Annotated in this window: 19 protein-coding genes and 1 pseudogene; 11 read left to right on the top strand and 9 right to left on the bottom strand. The window is 74.0% G+C overall.

Features of this window, described 5'->3' with window-relative positions; genetic code table 11:
* Nucleotides 1-4: 4 nt before the first annotated feature.
* Genes OSB71_RS18760 through OSB71_RS18770 form a run of 3 tightly spaced genes read right to left on the bottom strand, consistent with a single transcriptional unit; the run spans nucleotide 5 to nucleotide 3,185 of the window.
* Nucleotides 5-925, bottom strand: a complete 921-nt coding sequence (locus tag OSB71_RS18760) for a carbohydrate ABC transporter permease (protein ID WP_265949585.1) — start codon at nucleotides 923-925, stop codon at nucleotides 5-7.
* Nucleotides 925-1,890: a carbohydrate ABC transporter permease gene (locus tag OSB71_RS18765; RefSeq protein ID WP_265949508.1), complete on the bottom strand. Its 966-nt coding sequence runs from the start codon at nucleotides 1,888-1,890 to the stop codon at nucleotides 925-927. The genes OSB71_RS18760 and OSB71_RS18765 overlap by 1 nt, the downstream gene beginning before the upstream one ends.
* 38 nt (nucleotides 1,891-1,928) lie before the next feature.
* Nucleotides 1,929-3,185, bottom strand: a complete 1,257-nt coding sequence (locus OSB71_RS18770) for an extracellular solute-binding protein (protein WP_265949510.1) — start codon at nucleotides 3,183-3,185, stop codon at nucleotides 1,929-1,931.
* Between the two features lie 180 nt (nucleotides 3,186-3,365).
* On the opposite strand from OSB71_RS18770, the gene OSB71_RS18775 reads away from it, so the two are divergent.
* Nucleotides 3,366-4,166, top strand: a complete 801-nt coding sequence (locus OSB71_RS18775; protein WP_265949512.1) for a DeoR/GlpR family DNA-binding transcription regulator — start codon at nucleotides 3,366-3,368, stop codon at nucleotides 4,164-4,166.
* Nucleotides 4,167-4,232: 66 nt separating this feature from the next.
* Here the strand turns inward: OSB71_RS18775 and OSB71_RS18780 are convergent, their stop codons facing one another.
* On the bottom strand, nucleotides 4,233-5,240 hold the full coding sequence (locus OSB71_RS18780; RefSeq protein WP_323055311.1) for a beta-sandwich domain-containing protein: 1,008 nt from the start codon (nucleotides 5,238-5,240) through the stop codon (nucleotides 4,233-4,235).
* Nucleotides 5,241-5,278: 38 nt separating this feature from the next.
* Nucleotides 5,279-6,730: a Gfo/Idh/MocA family protein gene (locus OSB71_RS18785; protein WP_265949514.1), complete on the bottom strand. Its 1,452-nt coding sequence runs from the start codon at nucleotides 6,728-6,730 to the stop codon at nucleotides 5,279-5,281.
* 222 nt (nucleotides 6,731-6,952) lie between these two features.
* On the opposite strand from OSB71_RS18785, the gene OSB71_RS18790 reads away from it, so the two are divergent.
* Nucleotides 6,953-8,386, top strand: a complete 1,434-nt coding sequence (locus OSB71_RS18790; RefSeq protein WP_265949516.1) for a DUF2252 domain-containing protein — start codon at nucleotides 6,953-6,955, stop codon at nucleotides 8,384-8,386.
* A gap of 300 nt (nucleotides 8,387-8,686) precedes the next feature.
* Here OSB71_RS18790 and aztD read toward each other — a convergent pair whose 3' ends face one another.
* The 4 genes from aztD to aztB form a co-directional block, all read right to left on the bottom strand.
* Complete coding sequence (gene aztD / locus OSB71_RS18795; RefSeq protein ID WP_265949518.1) at nucleotides 8,687-9,886, bottom strand: zinc metallochaperone AztD; 1,200 nt, start codon at nucleotides 9,884-9,886, stop codon at nucleotides 8,687-8,689.
* Nucleotides 9,887-9,996: 110 nt separating this feature from the next.
* Nucleotides 9,997-10,953 (bottom strand): zinc ABC transporter substrate-binding protein AztC, encoded by a 957-nt coding sequence (aztC, locus tag OSB71_RS18800; RefSeq protein WP_265949520.1) that lies wholly within the window; start codon nucleotides 10,951-10,953, stop codon nucleotides 9,997-9,999.
* Nucleotides 10,950-12,191 (bottom strand): hypothetical protein, encoded by a 1,242-nt coding sequence (locus OSB71_RS18805; protein ID WP_265949522.1) that lies wholly within the window; start codon nucleotides 12,189-12,191, stop codon nucleotides 10,950-10,952. Before OSB71_RS18805 ends, aztC begins: the two co-directional genes overlap by 4 nt.
* Nucleotides 12,188-13,117 (bottom strand): zinc ABC transporter permease AztB, encoded by a 930-nt coding sequence (aztB, locus tag OSB71_RS18810; protein ID WP_265949523.1) that lies wholly within the window; start codon nucleotides 13,115-13,117, stop codon nucleotides 12,188-12,190. Before aztB ends, OSB71_RS18805 begins: the two co-directional genes overlap by 4 nt.
* A 24-nt stretch (nucleotides 13,118-13,141) precedes the next feature.
* Here aztB and aztA point away from each other — a divergent pair, with 24 nt between their 5' ends.
* From aztA to OSB71_RS18855, 9 genes and pseudogenes are all read left to right on the top strand, one after another.
* Nucleotides 13,142-13,858: a zinc ABC transporter ATP-binding protein AztA gene (aztA, locus tag OSB71_RS18815; RefSeq protein WP_265949525.1), complete on the top strand. Its 717-nt coding sequence runs from the start codon at nucleotides 13,142-13,144 to the stop codon at nucleotides 13,856-13,858.
* Between the two features lie 353 nt (nucleotides 13,859-14,211).
* Nucleotides 14,212-14,505 (top strand): annotated as a pseudogene (locus tag OSB71_RS18820) (urease subunit gamma); the annotation flags it as partial.
* Nucleotides 14,506-14,697: 192 nt separating this feature from the next.
* Entirely contained in the window at nucleotides 14,698-14,988 is a 291-nt protein-coding gene (locus OSB71_RS18825) for an urease subunit beta (protein ID WP_265949589.1), read from the top strand.
* Entirely contained in the window at nucleotides 14,988-16,955 is a 1,968-nt protein-coding gene (locus OSB71_RS18830; protein ID WP_265949527.1) for an urease subunit alpha, read from the top strand. The genes OSB71_RS18825 and OSB71_RS18830 overlap by 1 nt, the downstream gene beginning before the upstream one ends.
* Nucleotides 16,956-17,042: 87 nt before the next feature.
* Nucleotides 17,043-17,717 (top strand): urease accessory protein UreF, encoded by a 675-nt coding sequence (locus OSB71_RS18835; RefSeq protein WP_265949529.1) that lies wholly within the window; start codon nucleotides 17,043-17,045, stop codon nucleotides 17,715-17,717.
* 37 nt (nucleotides 17,718-17,754) lie between these two features.
* Entirely contained in the window at nucleotides 17,755-18,444 is a 690-nt protein-coding gene (gene ureG, locus OSB71_RS18840) for an urease accessory protein UreG (protein ID WP_265949531.1), read from the top strand.
* Nucleotides 18,441-19,307 carry an urease accessory protein UreD gene (locus OSB71_RS18845; RefSeq protein WP_416237294.1) on the top strand — a complete coding sequence of 289 codons (867 nt, stop codon included), beginning with the start codon at nucleotides 18,441-18,443 and terminating at the stop codon, nucleotides 19,305-19,307. The genes ureG and OSB71_RS18845 overlap by 4 nt, the downstream gene beginning before the upstream one ends.
* Nucleotides 19,308-19,626: 319 nt before the next feature.
* Nucleotides 19,627-21,519, top strand: a complete 1,893-nt coding sequence (locus tag OSB71_RS18850; RefSeq protein ID WP_265949533.1) for a DUF2075 domain-containing protein — start codon at nucleotides 19,627-19,629, stop codon at nucleotides 21,517-21,519.
* Between the two features lie 988 nt (nucleotides 21,520-22,507).
* A complete protein-coding gene (locus OSB71_RS18855) occupies nucleotides 22,508-23,986 on the top strand; it encodes a sugar transferase (protein ID WP_265949534.1) in 1,479 nt (492 codons plus the stop codon).
* The last annotated feature ends 68 nt before the right edge of the window (nucleotides 23,987-24,054 follow it).

A 24,054-nucleotide genomic window follows, 5' to 3' on the forward strand; every position in this document is an offset into this window, starting at 1 on the left:
GGGACTACTTCACCGAGCCGGCGGTCAGACCGGACACCACGTGGCGTTCGATGAAGGCGAACAGGACCACGACGGGCACGATCGCGATCACGGAGGCGGCGAACAGGTAGTTCCACTGGACGCTGTAGTTGCCGATGAAGCTGTTGATACCCACCGTCAGCGGCTGGCTCTCCGGAACGGTGGAGAGGGTCAGGCCCATCACGAACTCGTTCCACGCGGCGATGAAGGTGAAGATCACCGCCGTGACGACGCCGGGCATCGCCAGCGGGAGCGTCACGCGGAACATCGCCCCGAAGCGGCCGAGTCCGTCGATCATCGCGGCCTCCTCCAACTGCACGGGCACGGAGGAGATGTAGGCGGTCAGGATCCACACCGCGAACGCCAGGTTGAAGGCGGCGTTGCACAGGATCAGCGTCCAGACCGAGTTGAGCATGTCGAGCTGGTAGAACTGCCGGTACAGACCGACGAGCAGGGAGGTCGGCTGGAACATCTGGGTGACGAGCACCAGCAGCAGGAACAGGGTCCGGCCGCGGAAGCGCATGCGCGCGGTGTAGTAGGCGGCGGGCAGCGCCACGAGCAGCACCAGGAGCGTCGAGCCGCCGGCGACCAGCAGGCTGACGCGCAGGTTGTGGCCCAGGTTCGAGTCGCGCCACACCTCCACGAAGTTCGACCACACGAACTGGCCGGGCAGGTAGGTGGCGTCGCGCAGCTCACCGGCCGGACGCAGCGCGGTGATGACCATCTCGACGTACGGCAGCAGGAACACGATGGCCAGCAGCCAGGCCAGCACCGCGAACACCACGGTGCGCGGCGCCGGACGGTTACCGGCGGCCGGGCGGCGCCCGGCGGGGCGGCGGGCGGTCGCGGGTTCGGGGCGCGCGGCGGCGGGTCGGCGGCCGGGGGTGGTCGTCGTGGGTGCGGACATCATGCCCCTTCCTTGTTCCAGCGGCTGACCCGGAGGAAGACCAGGACCATCACGACGACCAGCGCGAAGTTGACCACCGACATCGCGGCGGACTGGCCGATGTCGTCGCTCTTGAGCTGGTACATGAACACGGTCGTGGTGGCGGTCTGGCTGTCGGGGCCGCCCCGGGTCATGGCCCAGATGACGGGGAAGGAGTTGAAGACGTTGATCAGGTTGATGACGATGCCGACGAGCGCCGCCGGGCGCAGCAGGGGCAGCGTGATCAGCCGGTAGGTCCGCCAGGGCCCGGCACCGTCGACCCGGGCGGCCTCGTAGACCTCGTCGGGGACGGTCTGCAACCCGGCCAGCAGGGTGTACGTGGTGAACGGCAGCGAGACGAACACCGCGACGAACATCAGCCACGGCCACGCGGTCGCGGGGTCACCGAGCCAGTCCCGGGGCCCGTCGACGAGCCCGAGGTCGACCATGAGCGTGTTGAGGACGCCGGCGGTGCGGTCGAGCATCCAGCGGAAGCCGACGGCGGTCATCAGCACGGAGGCCGCCCACGGGGCGATGAGCGCCCAGCGGGTGACCCGCCGCCCGGGGAAGCGCTGGTGGAAGAGTTGGGCCAGGGCCAGGGAGACCAGCATCGTGCACCCCACGACGGCCGCCGTCCACACCACGGTGGCGACGACGACGGAGCCGAGGTCGGGGTCGGCGAAGAGCTGCCGGTACTGGTCCAGCCCCGCGGAGCCGCGGACGAAGCCGCTGACGCTGATGTTCAGGAACGAGGTGCGCGCCATCTCGTAGACGGGCCAGAGCACGACGAGCACGATGAGCGCGACGGCCGGGCCGATCCAGGGCAGCGGGCCGAGTCTGCCGAGGGAGGAGCCGCTCCTGCGGCGGGCCGGCCCGCCGGGGTCCTGCGGCGGTGGCGTGGGCGGTGTGGGGCGCGACGGCCCGACGGGTTCGGTGTGCGTGGACACGGGGTGCCTTCCGGGTCTGCGTGCGGCGGTGCGCGGGCCTACTGGTCGGCCACGATCTGCTCGGCCTGCTGCTGGAGGTCGCCGAGCACCTTCTTCGGGTCCTCGCTGACCGCGGTGCCGCCGCTGCGCTTGATCCGGGCGGAGACGGCGTCCCAGGTGGTGTTGCCCAGCGGGTAGAAGCGGGCGTCGGGCAGCACCTCGTAGAACAGGGCCATGTCCTCGTCCGCGCCCGACTTGAGCTCCTCCAGCGTGTCCTCGGTGACCGGCATCAGGTCGTAGGTCTCCATGAACTCCGTCGTGTGCTCCTTGGAGTACGCGAAGTCCAGGAACTTCCTGATCTCCTCCTGGTGGCCGTTCTGCCGGAAGGCCATCATCCAGTCGGCGACGCCGAGCGTGGCGTCCAGCGGCCCGGACCGCCCGGGGATGCGCGCCACGCCGTGGTCGACCCCGCCCTCCTCGGCCATCCCCAGCAGCGAGGGGTGGCCGTTGAGCATGGCCGTGCGGCCGGCGGCGAAGTCCGCGAAGGCGGTCTTGCGGTCGGTGGTGGCCGGGTTGGCGTAGGTGAGGCCCGGCTCGACGAGGTTGTCCCGCAGCCATCGGAACGTCTCGACGTTGGGCCGGCTGTCCAGGGTGTAGTCGCCGTCGGCGTCGGTGTAGCCGCCGCCGTTGCCCAGCTCCCAGATCAGCGACTCGCCCTGCGCCTCCTCGGGTCCGAGCGGCAGCGCGTAGGGGGTCACCCCCGGGACCTTCCCGGCCAGGGTCTCGGCGGTCTCCCGCAGCTCGTCCCAGGTGGTGGGGGGCTCGCTGATCCCGGCCTGGGCGAAGTGGTCCTTGTTGTAGAACAGCACGCGCGAGGAGGAGACGAAGGGGATGCCGTACTGCACCCCGTCCACCTCGCCGGCCCGGGCGAAGGAGTCCACGAGGTTGTCCCGGGTCCCCGGGGAGAGGACCTCCTCGGCCGGGTAGAGCAGGTCGTCGGCGACCTTGTCCGCGAATCCGCCGGTCTGCAGGACGTCCGGCACGTTGCCGCTCTGGATCATGGTCTTGACCTGGGAGTCGATCTCGTTCCAGTTGATGACCCGCACGTCGACCGTGATGCCGGGGTGGGCCTTCTCGAAGGCCGTGGCCACGCCTTCCCAGTAGCGGCTGGAGCTGTTGGACGCCTGGTCGCCGTAGTCGGCGGCGACGAGCTTGAGGGTGACGGAGCCGTCGGAGGAACCGCCGCTGCCGCACGCCGTGAGGGTGAGGGCACCGCACGCGGCGACCGCCAGGGCTCTGAGGATGCGCTTGTTCACTGCCGATACCGCCTTTTGCGCCGTCGGAATGCTCGGAAGGTGCATGAGCACTCGCTTCGGATGAGCGAAGCTGCGCTGAACTTACTATCTTCTTGCAAGTTTGAACACCGGTTGGCGCGATGTGAGACGGTGCCCTCGATGGGGAGCCGGGTCGCGGGCGCCCAGGGAGGAGTGGCGAGGATGTCCAAACACCAGCGGTGGAGCACGCTGTTGGAACTGCTGGCCGCCAAGGGACGGATCGAGGTGGAGGAGGCGGCCACCGCACTGGAGGTCTCCGGAGCCACGATCCGCAGGGACCTGGACGAACTGGCCGAGCAGCACATGCTCGTGCGCACCCGCGGCGGGGCCATCGCGCACGGCGTCTCCTACGAGCTGCCGCTGCGGTACAAGTCCTCGCGCCAGACCTCGCAGAAGCAGCGCATCGCCGCGGCCGTCTCCAAGCTGGTGAGCGACGGCGACGTGGTCGGGCTCAACGGCGGCACCACCACGACGGAGGTGGCCCGCGCCCTGGCGCTGCGCACCGGGGGCGGCGGTGTCCGGGAGCCCGGCGCCCCGGTGGCCCCCGTGCTGACCGTCGTCACCAACGCCCTCAACATCGCCGCCGACCTCGCCGTGCGACCGCAGATCAAGATCGTCACCACCGGCGGGGTGGCCCGCCCGCAGACCTTCGAGCTGGTCGGCCCGCTGACCGTGGGCGTACTGCGGGAGGTCGTCCTGGACGTCGTCGTCCTGGGCGTGGACGGCATCGACCCGGACCTGGGCGTCATGACGCACCAGGAGGACGAGGCCAGCGTCAGCCGGCTCTTCACCGAGCGGGCGCAGCGGGTGGTCGTGGCCGCCGACTCCTCCAAGACCGGCCGCCGCGCCTTCGCCCGCATCTGCGGTCTGGACCGCATCGACGTCCTGGTGAGCGACACCGGCCTGCCCGCCGAGGCCGCGACCCGGCTCCGCGAGGCGGGCGTCGAGGTCATCACGGTGTGAGCGGCGGGCCGCCCGCACACACCGGGCGCCCCCTCCGGCCGGTGCGCCGGAGGGGGCGCCCGTCCGTCAGGGGGCGAGGGCCAGGTCGAAGACGTGCACGGCCGCGTTGGCCGGCAGGACCACGAACTCCACGGTCTTGCCCGCGTCGAGCGGCACGGCGTGGGCGAAGACGTTGTAGTCGATGCCCGCGTTGCCGTACCCGTCCGGGCGGTTGCGGCCGTCCGTCGCCGCGACCAGCGTCGCGCCGTGCGCCCCGGTGTCCTGGAAGGACCAGTTGGGGAAGCCGAACGAGCCGCTGGAGGTGGAGCCGTCGGTGTAGTGGACGGTCAGGCTCCCGGTGGCCTGCCGGCCCACGCCCGAGCCGAGCAGGACGACCTTGCTCCCCTCCCCCGGCAGGGCGATCGCCTGCCCGGCGCTCGCCACGTTGTCCGCCGTCCCGGCCGGCACGTCGGGCCAGGTCAGCTCGGCGCCCAGGGCTTCGACCCGGGCGCCGGGGGTGAGGCCCACCGCGGCGAGCCGCTGCGCGGAGAAGCTGTTGCCCTCGCCGTCGAAGTTCCCGGCGCCGGTGGCCGCTTCGTCGGTGATGCCCACGGTGTCGTACGCCTGCGACACGTGCGCCAGCGGAGTGCCGCTGCGCTCGGCCCGGGTGGCGGTGGCGCTGCCCGCACCGTCCCCGCCCCGGTAGGTCGCGGTGGCGGTGAAGTGGCGGACGACGAGACCGGGACGGCGCTCGGGCACCTGGAGCTGGAAGGTCACCTCGGCCTCCTGCCCGGTCCGCAGCGAACCCTTCACCGTGCGGGTCTCCGGCTGGACCGCCCAGCCGACGGGGCCCTCGAACGACACGGCCAGGTCCCGCATCCGCCGGTCGCCGCCGTTCTCCACGGTGACGGTGACGTCGGCGATGACCGGGCCGTCCAGGTCGACCGGGGAGATCGCCACCGCCGTCCCGCCCCCGGTGTCCGGCGCGGCGACGGCCGGGGCGGGCGCGAGCACGACCAGGGCCGCGAGGACGAGCGCGAGCAGGCGCGGCAGCAGGGCGGGCCCTCCGGGGCGCGAGGGTCTGGCAGGTCGCACGGTGACTCCTGGGGGTACGGGGGCCGGACGCGCCGGGCTCACGGGACGGGGGGCATGTCGGAGGGGCGGGAGTCCAGGCCGAGGCGGAGGTTGACCCAGCCGCCCCGGGTGAAGTCGGGCACGGACACGGGGCGGCCGGAGCGGCGCAGGGACTCCGCGCTGAGGGGGAACGGCGCGCACCAGGCGGCCGAGTCGTAGACGTCGATGTCGGGCACCAGGCCCGCCCGCATGAGCTGGACCGTGCGCCACTGCAGGACGTAGTCCATGCCGCCGTGGCCGCCGTTGTTCGCGGCGTCGTCCCCGATCTTCTTCCACAGCCAGTGGTCGAACTCCTTGCGGTAGGCGTCGAAGTCCCGCCAGGCGTGCCCGCTGTGGTCCGGCTCGACGTAGACGCGGCCGCCCGTGCTCGACGTGCCCGCGTAGTCCTCGAAGATGCCGCGGCTGCCCGCGAGCGTGTTGATGCGGCTGTAGGGGCGCGGGGAGCTGACGTCGTGCTCCGCCCGGATGGTGCGGCCCTTCTCCGTCCCGATCATGCAGGTGACCAGGTCGCCCTTGACGTACTCCTCGCGCCAGGAGGGGTGCGAGCGCGGGACGAACCGCTCGCGGTAGTCGGCCAGCCCCCGCGGCTCGGTCGCGGTGGCGCTGAGCGTGGCCATCCGGTCGCCCCGGTTGACGTCCATCGCCGCGGCGATCGGGGCCAGCCCGTGCATGGCGTAGAAGGAGGCGTTCACGCGGGTGTGCCACCGCCGCCGCCAGGCGTCGGTGTAGTAGGTGTCGGAGAACAGCAGTTCGCGCAGGTCGTGCAGGTAGCCGCCGTGGCCGTTGGTGATGTCGCCGAACAGGCCCTCGTGGGCCATCTTGAGCATCGCCAGTTCGTTGCGGCCGTAGGAGCAGTTCTCGGCCAGCAGCAGGTGGCGGCGGGTCCGCTCGGAGGTGTCGACGAGGTCCCACAACTCCTTGACCTCGGTGGCGATCGGCAGTTCGACGACGGCGTGCGCGCCGGCGAGCAGGGCCGCCCTCCCCTGCCGGTGGTGGAACTCCCAGGGCGTGGCGACGTAGACGAGGTCGAGTTCCTCGCGCTCCAGCATCCGCTCCCAGGAGTCCTCGGCGCCGCCGTACTCGGCCGGGCGCGGCGCGCCCCGTGACACCAGGTCGTCGGCGACGCGCCGGGCCCGGTCGGCGCGGACGTCGCAGACGGCGGTGACCGTGCAGCCGGGGACGGCGGCCCAGCCCGGGGCCATGGACCGGCCGCGGTTGCCCAGGCCGATGATCCCGAGCCGGACCGTGCGGTACGCCTCGAAGGGCACGTTGATCATCGACTTCTGCCCCCGCCCGCGGCGCGGGGTCCGCTCCGCGGCGAGGGCCTCGGGCGGTGCGGCCGGGCGGCCGGGCGAGGCGGCGGAGGCGGTCGCGGCCCCGGCGGCGATCGCACCCGTCGCCAGGGCTCCTCCCAGCACCAGACGACGTGGGACAGCGCGGTGTTCAGGCATGGCGGTGACGCTCCTCGGAAACGGAATCGGGCTCACGGGGGCGATGACGACTCTGTCCGGGGCGCCATGTGCGTGTCAATAGTTGTTCACACTCCGCTCAGTTCAAACAGAAACGCGCAAGATCACTGACGCGTCACGGCACCGGGGGCGGAACGGCGGTACGGTGCGGGCCGACGGTCACGGCACGACGACCACGGCACGACGACGAGGGGGCGACCGGGCATGGCGGAGCCGGACGGCACGAGAGCGGGGACACCGGGGCGCATCCCACCGGTACCGGGGTTCGGTTCCCCCGCCGAGGACCCCGGAGCGTCGCCCAAGCGGGCGGGCAAGGCGCTGCGGGAGCGCGTGCCCCGCGCGGCCCACGCCACCCTGGGCGAGCGGGTGCGCGCCGGGCGGCGGCCGGACGCGGTGACGGCGGTCGAGGAGTCCAGCCGGGGCCGGGTGGCGGAGCTGACGCCGATCCGGGTGGGCCGCATGGCCGCCTCCCCGTTCGCCTTCCTGCGCGGCGCGGCCGGACTGATGGCCCACGACCTGGCGGCCACCCCGGTGACCGGCGTGGCCGCCCAGCTCTGCGGCGACGCGCACGCGGCCAACTTCGGCCTCTACGCCGACGCCCGCGGCGGCCTGGTCATCGACCTCAACGACTTCGACGAGACCGCCGTCGGCCCCTGGGAGTGGGACGTCAAACGGCTCGCCACCTCCCTCGTCCTGGCCGGCCGGGTCGGCGGCGCGGACGAGGACGCCTGCCGGACGGCCGCGTTCGACGCCGTCGGGGCCTACCGGCGCACGCTGCGGCTCCTGGCGAAGCTGCCGGCGCTGGACGCGTGGAACGCCATCGCCGACGAGGACCTGGTCTCGCACGCCGACGCGCGCGACCTGCTGGGCACGCTGGAGCGCGTGGCGCGCAAGGCGCGCGGGAACACCAGCGCGCGGTTCGCCGCCAAGTCGACCGAGGAGTGCCCCGAGGGCGGACGGCGCTTCGTGGACGCCCCGCCCGTGCTGCGCCGCGTCGCGGACGCGGAGGCCGCGGCGGTGGCCGCGGCGCTCGGCCCGTACCGGGAGACGGTCTCCCCGGAGCTGCTGCCGCTGCTCGCCCGCCACACGGTCCAGGACGTGGCCTTCCGGGTGGTCGGCACGGGCAGCGTCGGCACCCGCTCCTACGTCGTGCTCCTCGCCGACCACCGGGGCGAACCGCTGGTCCTCCAGGTCAAGGAGGCCCGCGCCTCCGTCCTCGCCCCCCACCTGCCGGACTGCGGGTTCCCCGCGCCGGAGCCCGGGCACGAGGGGCGGCGCGTGGTGTCCGGCCAGCGCCGGATGCAGGTGGTCAGCGACATCCTGCTGGGGTGGACGACGGTGGCGGACCGCCCCTTCCAGGTCCGCCAGTTCCGCAACCGCAAGGGCAGCGTCGACCCCGCGGAGCTGGCCCCGGCCGAGCTGGACGACTACGGCCGCATGACCGGCGCCCTGCTGGCCCGGGCCCACGCCCACAGCGCCGACCCCCGGCTCCTGGCCGGGTACTGCGGCAAGAGCGAGGAGCTCGACGAGGCGGTGGCCGCCTACGCCGTCGACTACGCCGACCGGACGGAGGCCGACCACGCCGACCTCCTGGCCGCCGTCCGCTCCGGACGCGTTCCGGCCGAGTTGGGCGTGTAGCGGCCCCCGGCCACCCGGCCGACTTCGCCGCGGCCCGCCCGCGGCGGCCGGGGCGCGGGGTCCGCCGGAGAGGGCGGCGGCGCGGCGGAGTCGTCCGCGCACCGCGTGCGGCGGCACGTGGCCGGGCAGCGCGCCGGGTACCGGGCGGCCGACGCGGTCCGGTGACGGACGCGGGCGGGCGGCGGGCCGCCGGGCGGCCACGCCGACACGCCACCCGCCGTCCGGCCGGCGCGCCACCGGACCACCGGGCGCACCCGGTGGGCGGGGCTCCGCCCACCGGGTGCGCCCGGGCCCGGGCCGTCAGTGCCCCGCGACGACCCCGGTGAGCTCGTTCGTCTCCGTCGGCAGCGACACGGACGCCGTCCTCTCCCCGGACTCGACGTCGAAGGCGTGCAGCCTGCGCTCGTCCGGCTCGCTGACGTACGCGGTGTGGCCGCGCACGAAGAGGGTGGGCCGGGGCTGCTGCCAGTCCAGCGGTTCCGTCCACTGTCCGACGGCCGGGAAGCTCCTGGTGACCTCGCCCCGCTCCGGGTCGATGACGTGGACGGCACCGTCCGTCCCCAGCACCAGGGCCTCGCCGTGCGGGCCGCGGGCCAGGGAGCGGAACGAGTAGCTGGTGCCGAGGTCGACCAGGCGCAGCGTGCCGCTCTCAGTGTCGATGAGCGAAACGCGCTCGGGCCGCTCCAGTTCCGCCTCGGGGTCGCTCTTGTAGTCGCCGAGCAGGACCGGGGACGCGTCGCTGCCGGCCTGGTTGCCGATGCGGCCGTACGCGTCCGGGGAGCGCACCTTGGTGAACTCACCGTCGCGGTAGATCAGGACGCCGTCCTCGCAGCCGACGGCGATCGCCCCGCCCTTGGCCGCGGCCTCGCCGTGGACGCCGGGGCAGTCCTCGTTGCGGGCCACCTCCCGGTCCTCACCGTCCAGGACGACGGCGCCGGTGCGCTCGCTCTCGTCACCGAGGGTGGTGAGCAGCTCGCCGTTCGCCAACTCGACGGCCACCCCGTGATGCGGCTCCTCGGTGGTGTGGGAGCGGCCCTCGGGCCGCTCGCCACGGGCGAGGTCGGCGGGGTCGAAGACGTGGACCTCGCCGGTCCCGTCGGTGAACAGCACGGTCCTGCCCGCGTGGCGGACGACGTGGCCGGGTTTGGCGCCCGGGTACGCGATGTCCGTGAACCGCGGCGCGGTGGCGTCCAGGACGCGGAAGCCGTCGTCGGTGGAGACGATCACGTGGCGGTCGTCACCGGCTGGGTTGACGCGGTTGAACCCGGGCAGGTCGAGCGTCTCGGCGAGCTCCAGTGACGCTCCGTCCAGGACGTGGAGGCCGCCGTCGAACGTGGCGACGAGCGGCTGGCGCACGGCGCCTGCGGCGGTGTGGGGCGTCGCCTCGTCCGCGGCCTTCGAGGGGTCGGCGTCCTGCCCGCCGCAGGCGGTGAGGGCGGCGCACAGCGCGAGGGCGAGCGCGGCGCCTCGGACGGCGCGCTCGCGTACAGGGTGGTTCACTGCGGTGTTCCTTTCTCGACCGCGGGGTGCGGCCGGACGCCGCGGGGCTCGCGGCGCGGTCGGGGTGCGGGGCCGGGCGGAGGCGTCCGGACGGACGGTGGCCCGGCGGGTCAGCGGGCGGTCAGCCCGGCGGTCATGGCCTCGGTGTTGGCGCGCATCAGCGCGAGGTAGGTGTCCGCGCCGCCGCCCTTCTCGGTGAGCGACTCGGAGTGCAGCGCGACCACGCGGACGTCGCCGCCCAGCTCGTCGCGCAGGACGTCGGCCAGCCGCCGCGGCTGGGAGGAGTCGGCGAAGATCGTGCGCACCCCCGCCTCGCGCATGGCCACGGTGAGGGAGCGCAGGTCGGAGGAGCTGGGCGAGGCGAGAGTGCTGCCGCTGGGGACGACGGCTCCGACGACGCGGAAGCCGAAGCGGTCGGCGAGGTAGCCGAAGACGTGGTGGTTGGTCACCAGGGCCCGGCGGTCCTCGGGCACGCGGGCGAAGGTCCGCGTCATCCAGGAGGCGAGGTCCGCCAGTTCCCCGCCGTAGCGCTCGGCGTTGCCGTGCACGGCCTCCCGGTCGACCCCTTCGACGTGCTCGGCGATCCGGTCGGCGATGAGGTCGACGGCCGTGCGCATCCGGTCGGGATCGGTCCAGAAGTGCGGATCGGGCCGACCGCCGCCGTCCGCAGGGCCGCCGTCGTCGGTCCGGTAGGTCAGCGGGTCGACGGCCGCGGCGACCTCGAAGACGGGCACGCCCGCCCGGCGGGCGTTGCCGACGTGCCGCAGGACGTTCTCCTCCAGGCCGAGTCCGTTGAACACCACGAGGTCGGCCCCTTCCAGGGTGGCCGCCTCGACCGCGGACAGCGCGAAGGAGTGCGGGTCGGCGCCTGGCCGCATCAAGACGGTGACCTCGGCCTCGTCACCGGCGATCTCGCGCGTGACGTCCCCGAGGATGTTGGTCGTCACCACCACCTGCGGCCGGTCGCCCGCGGCCTGGCACGCCGGGAGGGCCCCGAGCGCGAGGAGGACTCCCACGAGCAGCGGGATCGGACGGCGGAGCAGTCCGTGCGCGGCGTTCCGTCTCATCGGCCCGTCTCCACCATCAGGCCCGGCCGGATGTCCAGCTCGAAGGTGCGGGCGAGGCGCAGGGAGTCGTGGTAGTCGATCTCCGCGACCCGCCTTCCGGCCGGGTCACTGACGTAGGCGCGGCTGTCGTCCACGGCGATCACCGGCGCGCCCGGCTCACCGGCACGGGTCCCCGCCGGCTCGGGCAGGGCGTTCAGCGCCACCTGCGCGGTGCGCCTGCCGCTGGCCACGTCGAAGCCGCGCAGGGTGCCGTCCGTGCCAAGGGTGAGCAGGGGCGCGCCCTCGCCCGCGGTGTTGGCCGCGAGGACGGGCCCCGTCTCCACCCGCCGCCAGGTGCGGTCGGTGACGTCCAGGACCCACACGGCCGCGTCCCCGGCCGGCGCCGTGAGCGTGTCGCTCCCGGGCCGGAGCCGGAAGTCGGTGGCCCGTTCCGCCTCCGGCACGCCGTCGGGGTACGGGATCTCGACCGCCTCGAAGTCCGCGCCCTCGGCCCGGACCAGGACAGCGCCGTCGGCGCAGCCGAGCACGACGCCGCGCCGGGTCACGGCGTCGCCGCGCGGCTCGCGGCACGGCGTCTCCAGCGTGGCCGTCTCCTCGCCCGCGCCGTCGAGGACACGCACCCCCGCCCCCTCGGCGCCGGGGACGGCCACGAGGTGGTCGCGGAAGGGGATCACGGCGGCGTACCGCCCCGCGAGGTCGCGGCCCGCGCCGATCCGTCCGTGCTCCAGGTCGTCGCGCCGGTAGAGCGCCGCGCCCTCCGCCTCGGTCGTCACGGCGGTGACGGACGCGTCGCCGCGGACACCGGCGTCCTTCCCCGCGGGTATCCGGCCGACGGTGCGTATGTCCGCGCGGTAGTAGTGGACGTGGTCGCCGTGGTCCACCGCCCAGGCGCCGGCGTCCAGGACCGACAGGCCGTCGTCGGTGCGGAAGTAGCCGAACCGCCCGTCCGTGGTCAGCGCGGTGGCGCCCTCGACCGGCGGGACGTCGTGCGTCTGCCCGGTGACGAGGTCCAGCACCCGCGTCTGGCCGCTGGCGGGATCGTTCAGCACCAGACGTGACTGCTGCTCGGCGGACTCCTCGGCCCCGGGGACGTGGCCGTGCGGCGGCGGGGCGGACGGCGGTGGACCGCCGGCGGAGCCGCCGCCGTCCGCGGCGCACCCGGCCCCGAGAACGGCGGCGAGCGCGAGCGAGGCGGCGAGCGAAGTGCGGTGTCGGGCGGCAGGCTTGGGGACGGTCATGAGTGGCGCACTCCCGTGTCGGCTGGGCGGCGGTCGTCGAAGGAGGCCGCGGCGTCCGCGCGCCCGGGGGCACCCGGCCCGGCGGCGGCCGCCGCGGCGGGGCGGCGCGTGGGGGAGAACCGGAGGGCGGCGGCCGCCCGGGAGAGGAAGAACTGGGCGACGGCGAGGGCCGCGATGGTGGCCCCGGCCGCGGTGTCCAGGTGCCAGGAGAGGAGCAGTCCGCAGCACGTGGCCGTCGCGCCCAGCGCGGCCGCCCCGGCCATCACCCCGTGGACGCTCCGCGCCCACGGCAGGGCCGCGGCGGGCGGCGCGATGAGCAGGCCGAGGACGAGCAGGGTGCCCACGATGTGGAAGGAGGCCACGATCGCCAGCGTCAGCAGGCCCAGCAGGGCTGCGTGCGCCCACCGCGGACGCAGCCCGAGGGTGTGTGCCTTGCGCTCGTCGAAGGCCAGCGCGAGGAAGGCCCGGTGCCCCAGCGCGGTGACCGCCAGTGCGACGGCGAGGGCGACGGCGAGCACGAGCAGGTCCCCCGCGCCGACGGCGAGGACGTCGCCGAAGAGGAACCCGGTCAGGTCGACGGCGAACGACTGGGAACGGGAGACGATGATCACGCCGAGCGACAGCATGCCCACGAACAGCAGCCCGATGCCCGTGTCCTGCGACAGCCGCGGGGCGCGCCCGAGCACGCTGACCCCGGCGGCCATCACCACCGCGCTCACCGCGGCGCCGACGAGCAGGTGACTCCCGAGCAGGGCCGCGACCGCGACGCCCGGGAGCAGGCCGTGGGACATCGCGTCGCCGAGGAAGGCCATGCCCCGGAGTACGACCCAGGTTCCGGCCAGCGCCGTGACGGCGGACACCAGCAGGCCGCCCACCAGCGCTCTTTGCACGAAGGTCACCTCGAAGGGACCCGTCAACCACTCCATGCCGCCACACTATAATGAAAATGATTGTCACTACAGACTGAGGTCTCCGTGCCTGCTCCTCACCGCTTCCCCCGCGCCCGCCTGACCGCGCTCGACGCGGGCTACCCCGGCAGACCGGTGCTGCACGGCGTCACCACCGACCTACCGGCGTCGGCCCTCACGTCCCTGATCGGCCCCAACGGCAGCGGCAAGTCGACGCTCCTGGGCGTCCTGGCCGGGGTGATCGCGCCCGCGTCCGGCACCGTGCACCACGAGGGCGGCCGCGCCCCCGCCTTCGTCCCGCAGCGCGGCGCCGTGAGCGACGCCCTGCCCCTGACCGTGCGCCAAACCGTCGAGATGGCACGCTGGCGCGCCCGCGGCCTGTGGCGGCGCCTGACCCGGGAGGACCACACCGTCGTCGACGACGCGCTGGCCCGCCTCGGTGTCGAGCACCTCGCCGCGCGGCAACTGGGCGAGCTGTCCGGCGGGCAGCGCCAGCGCGCCTTCATCGCCCAGGGCGTCGCCCAACAGTCCGACCTGCTCCTGCTCGACGAACCGTGCACGGGGCTCGACCCCAAGGTGCGGCAGGGCATCGAGGAGCTGCTCGCCGACCTCGTCGCCACCGGCGTCACCGTGGTCCAGGCCACCCACGACCTGGCCTCCGCCCGCGCCGGACACCACTGCCTCCTGCTGCGCGACGGCCACCTCGCGGCCGCGGGCCCCCCGGCCGCCGTCCTCCCCGCGGCCTTCCCCACGTCGTGACCGCCACCCTCCCGGCGCCACGCGCCCGCTCCACGCTCGGGCGCCCACCGCCCCTCCCCCGCCACCGGTCACCGGACGGGCAGGCACGCACGGAGGCCACTGGGCCGCCGAGGCTGCCGAGGCAGGAAGGCCGAGAACGTGGGGGCGCGCGTGGGCGCGCGACCGGGGTAAGGGTGCGCCCCACGCGCTCCCGGTTCACTCCTTGGCGTTAACGGTGCCGGCTCTGGCCCTCCCCCGTACCCGTCTTCGCCGATGCTCGGGGGCGGCCCGCGCCATGCGGGAGGAACGCCGTCCGCGTTCTCCCGCCCGCCTGGCCGTCCCGCACGCCCACCCCGCAAAAGAAGACGGCTCACATGCACTTGACTCCGCACGAGCAGGAGCGCCTGCTCGTCCACGTCGCGGCCGACGTGGCGCGAAAGCGTCGCGACCGGGGCCTGCTCCTCAACCACCCCGAGGCGATGGCGCTGCTGACCGCCCACGTCTTCGAGGCGGCGCGGGACGGCAGGACGGTCAGCGACATCATGGACTCGGGCCGACGGGTCCTCACCCGGGACGACGTGATGGCCGGCGTCCCGGAGATGATCAAGAACGTCCAGGTGGAGGCCACGTTCCCGGACGGCACCAAGCTGGTCACCATCCACGACCCGTTCCCGGAGGCCGCGGAGGAGCCCGGGGTCCACCCGGGCAAGGTCGAGCACCCCCGGCCACCGCGGAAGCCGGGGTGCCCGGTCGACTGCGCCGCCGATGACGACCCCTGCGCGTGCGGCGATCCGGAGGCGGACGCGGCCGTCTGGTACGAGGCGATCGAGTTCAACCGTGCCACGGTCGGCGGCAAGAAGGTGATCAAGGTGCGGAACACCGCGGACCGCCCCGTCCAGGTCGGCTCCCACTACCACTTCGCCGAGGTCAACCCGGGGCTGGAGGTCGTCGAGAACCCGCTCGGCACGCCCGTCGCGGGTGTGCCGCTCAGCCAGTGCGCGGAGGCCAGGGGCCGACGGCTCAACATCGCCGCGGGCACGTCCGTGCGCTTCGAGCCGGGCGACGAGTGCTGTGTCGAGCTGGTGGAGATCGAGGGCGACGCCGCGGGCGACCCGTCCAGGATTCTGGGACTGCGCGAGGGGACCGTCTGATGGGCAGCCGACGGGATGGGAAACAGAGCAACGTGCTGACGCGGGCGGAGTACACCGCCCTGTACGGGCCCACCACCCGGGACCGCGTCCGGCTCGCGGACACGGAGCTGACCGTGGAGATCGAGGCCGACTGGAGCGGCGGGCCGGAGCACAGCGGCAACGAGATGATCTTCGGTGGCGGCAAGGTGATCCGCGAGTCGATGGGGATGTCACACCTCCCCACGGACGGGGGCGGCGACGCGTCGCGCAGGCCCGTCGACACGGTGATCACCGGCGCGCTGATCCTCGACTGGTGGGGTGTGGTCAAGGCCGACGTCGGCATCCGCGACGGCGCGATCGCCGCCATCGGCAAGGCGTACAACCCCGAGACGATGCACCCGGTCCGGGACTTCGAGCAGCCGGCCCGGCACCGCGCCGACCCCTCCGACACGCTGCCGCCGACGGTGGAGCCGACGAACTTCGTGGTCGGCCCGAGCACCGAGGTGATCTCCGGCAACGGGCGGTTCCTGACCGCGGGCGGCGTCGACACCCATGTCCACTTCATCTGTCCCGGAGAGATCCACGAGGCCCTGGCCTCGGGCGTGACCACCCTCATCGGCGGCGGGACCGGCCCCGCCGAGGGCAGCACGGCCACCACGGTGACGCCGGGCCCGTGGCACATCAGCCGGATGTTCACGGCGCTGGACGAGTTCCCGGTCAACATCGGGCTGCTCGGCAAGGGCAGCACGATGAGCAAGGAGGCGCTCCACGAGCAGGTGGACGCCGGAGTCTGCGGCCTCAAGATCCACGAGGACTGGGGCGCCACACCCGCCGTGATCGACAACGCCCTGGAGGTCTGCGCTGACCGCGGCATCCAGTTGGCCCTGCACGCCGACTCGCTCAACGAGTCCGGCTTCCTCGACAGCACCCGCGACGCCTTCCGCGGGCGCCCCGTGCACATCTTCCACGTCGAGGGCGCCGGCGGTGGCCACGCGCCGGACATGATCGAGCTGGTCAAGGAGAGGAACGTCCTGCCCGCCTCGACCAACCCGACCCGCCCGCTGACGCTGAACACCGTCAAGGAGCACGTCGACATGATGGTGGTCTGCCACCACCTCAACCCCGACATCCCGGCGGACATGGCGTTCGCCGACTCCCGCATCCGGCCGTCCACCATGGCCGCGGAGGACCTCCTGCACGACATGGGCGCCATCTCGATGATGTCCTCCGACGCCCAGGCGATGGGCCGCATCGGCGAGATGATCATGCGGACCTGGCAGACCGCGCACGTCATGAAGTGCCGCTACGGCCCGCTGGAGCGGGACCTCGCGGACGCGAGGTCCCGCGCGCGAGAGGCGGACGCCGGCCGGGCGCGCCCCGGCGGCGAGCCGGCGCCGAACGACAACTACCGGGCCCGCCGTTACGTCGCCAAGTACACCGTCAACCCGGCGATCACCCACGGCATCGACGGGTACGTCGGCTCCGTGGAGCCGGGGAAGCTCGCCGACCTGGTGCTGTGGGAGCCGAAGTTCTTCGGCGTGAAGATCCACATGGTCGTCAAGGGCGGCCAGCTCGCCTACGCGCAGGTCGGTGACGCCAACGCGTCGATCCCCACGCCGCAGCCCTACCTGCCCCGGAAGGTCTGGGGCTCCACCGGCCGCGCCCCGGGGCGCAACGCGTACAACTTCGTGGCCGACGAGCGGGTGGCGCTCCGGCTGAACGGCGGGACGGACGCGGACGGCACCGCGCACGAGGGCCTCGGCACCGGCAAGACGTTCGTGCCGATCGCGAGCACCCGGGACGTCACCAAGGCGGACATGAAACTGAACGACACGGTGCCCGAGAGCCTCGCAGTCGACCACGACAGCTTCGAGGTCACCATCGGCGGCGCCACCACGGGGGACACCCGCACCGTGCTCGACGGCGCGACCGTACCCCGGGCCTACGTCACCGACCTCCCCCTGGCGCAGCGGTACTTCCTCTTCTGAACCACGGTCCGGGCCCGGCCGCCCCACACACATCGCGGCCGGGCCCGGCCCGCCCCGGGCCACCACACGAAAGGCAGCCGCCCACTGATGAGCCGTGCCGCACTGCTCCTGCTGGCCGACGGCCGCTTCCCCGCCGGCGGGCACGCCCACTCCGGCGGCGTCGAGGCCGCGGTCGCCCGCCGGGCCGTACACGACACCGCCAGCCTGGAGGCGTTCTGCCGCGGGCGCCTGCACACCACGGGCCTGACCACGGCCGGGCTGTCCGCCGCGGCGGCCGCCGGGCACGACGCGCTGCTGCTGGACGACGCCGCCGACGCGCGCACCCCCGCCCCCGCGCTGCGCGCCGTCTCGCGCCGGCTCGGCCGGCAGATGACGCGCGCGGCACGCGCCACCTTCCCGTCCGCCGCGCTGGAGCGCCTGGCCGCGCACCGTCCCCAGGGCGCCCACCAGCCCGTCGTCCTGGGCCTCACCGCCCGGGCCGCCGGACTCACCCCGGTGGACGCCGCCCACGCCGCCGCGTACGAGAGCGCCGGCGGCCCGGCCACCGCGGCGGTGCGTCTGCTGAGCCTCGACCCCCTGGACGCCTCGCGGGTCCTGGCGCGTCTCGGCGTCGAGACCGACCGCGTCGCCACGGCGGCCGCCGACGCCGCGGCCCGGGTGGCGGCCGAGGGCGTCGACGCCCTGCCCTCGGCCTCCTCACCCCTGCTCGACATCACCGGAGAGCAGCACGCCGCCTGGACCGTCCGCCTCTTCGCCTCCTGACCACCCTCCCCACCACCTCCTACCCGACGGAGTCACCGTGCACCTCGACCACTCGCTTCCCCACCAGCACTTCCCCAGCGCCTCCGCGACCCGGCCCGACGGCCACCGCCGCGCCCTGCGCGTCGGCCTGGGCGGACCCGTGGGCTCCGGCAAGACCGCCAGCGTCGCCGCGCTCTGCCGCACCCTGCGCGACCGCTACGCGCTGGCCGTCGTCACCAACGACATCTACACCCGCGAGGACGCCGAGTACCTGCTGCGCGAGGCCGTGCTGCCGCCCGAGCGGATCGCCGCGGTCGAGACCGGGGCCTGCCCGCACACCGCGATCCGCGACGACATCTCCGCCAACCTCGAAGCCGTCGAACACCTGGAGGAGACGCTGCACCCCCTCGACCTCGTGCTCATCGAGTCCGGCGGCGACAACCTCACCGCCACCTTCTCCAAGGGCCTCGTCGACGTGCAGATCTTCGTCATCGACGTCTCCAGCGGCGACGACATCCCCCGCAAGGGCGGCCCCGGCATCACCACCGCCGACCTGCTCGTCGTCAACAAGACCGACCTCGCCCCCCACGTCGGCGCCGACCTGGCCGCCATGGCCGCCGACGCCAGGAGGCAGCGCGGCGACCTGCCCGTCATCTTCACCAGCCTCACCTCGGACGACGGCATCCGCGAGGTCGCCGACTGGGTCACCGGGCACCTCACCGAGTGGCGCGCCGAGGCGGCCGTGTGACCCCCGTCGCCCAACGCGCCGAGCGGCCCGCCGACCCGCCGGGCGCCCCGCCCGCCGACGCCCCGCCCGCCGACGTTCAGGAGCCGCCCGCGCACCCCGACGCGGTGCGGGCCACCGCCCACATCCGCGCCGCGCACAACGGACGCGTCACCACCCTCCCGCGCCTGCGCGGCGACGGCCCCTTCCACCTGCGCCGCGTGCGCACCCGGGGCAACTCCGCCACGGTGGGGATCATCGGGGCGATGAGCGCCCCACTCGGCGGCGACCGCCTCGCCCTGGACATCATCGCCGAGGAGGGCGCCGAGCTCGAGGTCACCACGGCGGCGGCCACGCTCGCGCTGCGCGGCCCCACCACCGCGGCGGCCACCTACGACGTGCGGCTGACCGCCGGGGAGCACGCCCACCTGCGCTGGCTGCCGCAGCCGCTGATCAGCGCCGCCGGCAGCAACCTGCGCCAGACCTGCACCGTCGAACTCGCCGCCACCGCACGCCTGGTGCTGCGGGAGGAACAGCTCCTGGGCCGGGCCGGGGAGGAACCGGGCCACCTCGTCAGCCGCATCCTGGTCCGCCGCGCCGGACGCACACTGCTCGACCAGCAGGCGGCGTACGGGCACCCGGAACCCGGATGGGACGGCCCGGCCGTCCTCGACGGCCACCGCGCCGTCGGCCAACTCCTGCTGGTGGGCCCGGAGCTGGCCGTCCACCGCGACCCCGTGCTGCTCGGCGAGGGCTCCCGCGACGGGTGCGCCGTCCTCGCGCCACTCGCCGGCGGCCCCGCCCTCCTCGCCACCGCCGTGGCCCCCACCTCCTCCACCCTGCGCACCCTCCTCGACACCGCCCACGCCCACGCCCTCCCGCGGTAGCACGACGAGGGCGAGGAGGGCCGGAGCCCCGGGCCAGGGCGACGGCACCGACAGCGTCGGCAGCAAAGCGCAGGCTGCCGACGCGGGCGCCCCACGACCGCCGGAACACCGGCTGACGCCCGCCATCCGCCAACGGGCTGGGCCGGGCCGCCGTAGCGTCCCCCACGCCCTGGCGCACGGGCTCGCCTAGGATGACGCCACAACATCTCAGCGGCCCGACGGGCTTCCTGGCCCGCCCCGCGCCCCCGGCGCGCGGCGGTCACCGGAGGACATGCCCCCACCCGCACGAGTCTTCTTCGTGCTGCCTGGGGGCATTTCCTTGCTGTTCCGTGAGTCCGCGGCGTCCGTGGCCACCCGCATCCTCGAAGGATCGCTGACGCTGCACCTGGTCGAGAACTTCGCCCACCTGCACGGGCGCAGGCCCGCGCAGGCGGAGGTGCGGTCCTGGGAGCGCAGCCTCCCGGCTCTCGTCAACGCGCTCGTGGAGGCCGGCCTCGGTGACGTCGAGGTGATCATCGAGTACGGGCTGCCCCTCACCAGCAAGCGCGCCGACGCCGTCCTCGCGGGCGTGCACCCGACCACCGGTGAGCCGTCGTACGTCGTCGTCGAGCTGAAGCAGTGGGGCGCGGCCTACCCCGAGGAGGATGAGCCGCTGCTCTGCCGGATCGACGCCTACCCGGCCCCCGTGCTCAACCCGATCGAGCAGGTCCGGGGCTACTGCGCGTACCTGCTGGCGTTCAACGCGGCCCTGGAGCGCATGCCCGCGTCCCTGGCGGGCGTGGCCTACCTGCACAACGCGACCGAGGCGCGGACCGCGGGGCTCCGCGGCGTCCCGGAGGACCTGCACGGCCGGCTGTACACCGCCGACCAGCGCGGCGCCTTCCTGGACTTCCTCAGCTCCCGGCTCGCCGCCAAGCCCGGCGCCCAGGCCGCCGACCTGCTGCGCGACGCGAAGATCCGGCCGTCGAAGCAGTTGATGGCCGTCGCCTCGGCCGAGATCCGCGACCGTGAGCAGTTCGTGCTCCTCGCCGAGCAGCGGGTCGCCTACGAGAAGGTCATGGCCGCCGTCCGCAGGGCCAAGCGCGGGAACCACAAGAAGGTCATCGTGGTGACCGGCGGTCCCGGTTCCGGCAAGAGCGTGATCGCCATGTCGCTGCTGGGCGAGCTGTACCGGCGCGGGGAGACCGCGCTGCACGCCACCGGCTCCGGGTCGTTCACCAAGACGATGCGCAAGGTCGCCGGGGCCAGGAAGCGCGAGGTGCAGAAGCTGTTCATGTACTTCAACAGCTTCATGGACGCCGAGCCGAACGACCTGGACGTGCTGATCTGCGACGAGGCCCACCGCCTCCGCAGGACCTCCGCCAACCGCTTCACCAGGGCGGAACTGCGCACCGGCCGCCCCCAGGTCTACGAACTCATCGACGCGGCCCGGGTACCGGTGTTCCTGCTCGACCAGCACCAGGTGGTGCGGCCGGGCGAGATGGGCACCAGGCAGGAGATCGAGCGGGCCGCCGCCGCGGTGGGCCTGGAGTGCGAGGTCGTGGAACTGGACGGGCAGTTCCGCTGCGGCGGCAGCGACGCCTACGAGAAGTGGGTCGTCGACCTGCTCGGGCTGGAGGGCGGCGCCCCCACCCGCTGGGAGCCGGACGGCAGGCTGGAACTCCGGACGGCCGAGAGCCCCCAGGAGCTGGAGGACTTCCTCGTGGCCCGACGCGCGGAAGGCTACGGCGCGCGCATGTCGGCCGGCTACTGCTGGAAGTGGACCACCAGGTTCACCCCGGAGATGACGGCGCTCCCCGCCGACGTCGTCATCGGCGACTGGGCGCGGCCCTGGAACGTGTACGGCGAGCGGTCCGTGTTCGGGGCGCCGCCCGCGCCCCTGTGGGCGACCGAGCCGGCCGGATTCGGCCAGGTCGGCTGCGTCTACACCGCGCAGGGCTTCGAGTACGACTGGTCGGGCGTGATCATCGGCCCCGACCTGGTGTGGCGTACCGACCGCTGGGTCGTGGACCGCACGGCGTCCAAGGACCCGGTGTTCACCCAGGCGACGCCGGACGACGAGATCGACCGGCTCGTCCGCAACACCTACAAGGTGCTGCTGACGCGGGGCATGGTGGGGACGATCGTCTACGCCACCGACCCCGAGACCCGCGAGAAGCTGCGCTCCCTCATCCACCCGGCCGCACCCGCGCGGGTGCCCGTGTCCGGATAGGTTCTGGCCGTGCCCGGCGCGCTCCGCGGGCCCGGGCTCAGGCTCTTCGCGGTCGGCTCCGGACCCGCGCGGCACGCGTCGGGTGCCGTGTCGGGACGGCGCGCGGCCGGTGCCCGTGGAGGCTGACTCCGCATCGTTCTTCATTGCCGGGCCGGTCGGCCGACCGGGCGGGGCGGCGGACGCCACGCGGGTGCCACAGGCGCAGGTCAGGTACGCTCCACGCGCCGTGCGTCGGCTGGTCCCGGACCGCGCCGCTTCCCTCCGCGTCTCCGCGCGCCTGAGCGGGCGTCGGGCCGTGGGGCGGGCGGGCGCGCCCTCGGGCCTGGCGGCGGCGCCGTCGCGTGGTGCGACGCGGCGCCCGGGCGACGCCCCGCCCGCGTCGGGCGTGCGCGGTGTGCGGGCAGCGGGGCGCCGTCCCCGCGCCCGGTGCGGGTGGAGGGTCGCCGCGGCTCGTCGATCGCCGTCGTGCGGCAGCCGGGTCCGCGACGGGCAGGCTGTGGAGGCACGCGGGGCGTCGGGGCGCCCGTGTGCGGTCAGCGGTCGGTGGCGTCGCCCTCAAAGGTTGAGCACAATTTCCACACATCCTCTCTTCATACCGGCTCCCATGGTCTAGATTGACCGTGCCTCAGGAGTTCGGGCTCGGGGCGGACAACGGTGCTCTGTGGGTCCGGTGCTGCGGAATGCCAGTGATCACGTTCCCGGCGCCAGACGTGGGGGTGATCGATTTCCGGAGCCCGCGGGGGCTTTCGCACAGAAGAGCGGCCGGAATTCCGACGGTGCCCGTACACCTCGGGAGGCAGGCCGCACACGTGGGTCCCGCCGCCGGGGCGGGCTGTTCAGGCGGCTGGCCAGGACGCCGGGACGCCATGCGCGGAGCGGGGCGGGAGCCGCCTTCAGCGGGCGGGAACAACGCGGGGGGCGGGGCCTTCCGCGGGGGAGGAACGGTGCTGGGTGGACACGTCGAACCACTGGGGACCTGGGGGTTTCTGTGCGGCAAGGGGGATTAGCCAGCCCGTTCCCGCCGGCGCGCGAGCGACTGGCGGACGAGGCGGTCGGCCGGTTCGCGGTCGACTGGGAGCAGCGGTACCGCCGCACCGTGATCGCCGCCGACACGGTGACCACCGCCTTCGTCGTGGCGGCGATCGGTAACTTCTTCGGGGCCCGGGACGCGGCCGACTGGCACGAGAAGTGGGTGATCCTCGCGTTCGGCACCGAACTGCTGGTGCTGGGGGCGCTCGCGGTGAGCCGGTCGTGGGCTCCGGCCGTGCTCGGCCAGGGTGCCGAGGAATTCCGTCGGCTGGGACGCTCCCTGTTCACGGCGACCGTCGTACTGGCGCTCGCCGGAATCGCCCTCACCTCGCGCAACATCAAACTCTGGATCTTCGTCGCGATTCCCGCGATCGCGCTCGTCACCATGACCGCGCGGTATCTGCTGCGCCTTCGGCTGCACAGGCGGCGCAAGGAGGGACGGTGCCTGCGGCCGGTGCTCGCCGCCGGGAGCCAGGCCACCGTGCGCGACCTGATCGCCCGAACCCGCAGGTTCCCCCACCTGGGCTGGCGGGTGGACGCGGTGTGCACGCCGGACGGTCGCGGGCCGGACGGTGACCGGCTGGACGGGGTTCCGGTCGTCGGCAAGCTGACGGACGTCGCGGGCCATGTCCGCCGCGACGGCTACCGCGTCGTCGCGGTCACACCGGACCCGCACTGGTCACCGGACCGGTTGCAGCGGCTGGCCTGGAACCTCGAGGGCAGCGACGCCGAGATGGTCGTGGCCCCCGTGCTGATGGAGGTCGCCGGGCCGCGGCTGCACGTCGACGCGGTGCTCGGGATTCCGCTGCTGCGGGTCAGCATGCCGGCCTTCACGGGGGGCCGCCGGGCGGTCAAGGGAGTCGTCGACCGGGTGGGCGCGGCGATCCTGCTGGTGCTGTTCGCGCCGCTGATGGTGTGCGTCGCTCTGCTCGTGCTGGTGGACAGCCGGGGTGGGGTGTTCTACCGCCAGCGCCGGATCGGCAAGGACGGCCGCGAGTTCACCATGGTCAAGTTCCGCACCATGGTCGCCGGGGCGGACCGGACGCGCGCCGAGCTGGCCGACCGCAACGAGGGCGCCGGCCTGCTGTTCAAGCTCCGCCGGGACCCGCGGGTGACCCGGGTGGGAGCGGTGCTGCGCCGGTACTCGATCGACGAGCTCCCGCAGCTCCTCAACGTGCTGACCGGGTCGATGTCGCTGGTCGGTCCGCGGCCTCCGTTACCGGAGGAGTCCGCCGCCTACGGCCCGGAGATCCGGCGGCGGCTGCTGGTCAAGCCCGGACTCACCGGCCTGTGGCAGATCAGCGGACGCAGCGACCTGTCGTGGGAGGAGACGGTGCGGCTGGACCTGCGGTACGTGGAGGACTGGTCGCTGGCCCTGGACACAGTGATCTTGTGGAAAACCCTGCGTGCGGTGGTCTACGGGCAGGGGGCTTACTGATGCGCGGTGGTCGTCCGGCCGACGTGCGGGCCGCGGGCCGACAGGGCCCGCCTGGGGGGAGGAACGCG

The organism is Streptomyces marinisediminis, from assembly GCF_026262575.1.
Lineage (GTDB): Bacteria > Actinomycetota > Actinomycetes > Streptomycetales > Streptomycetaceae > Streptomyces > Streptomyces marinisediminis.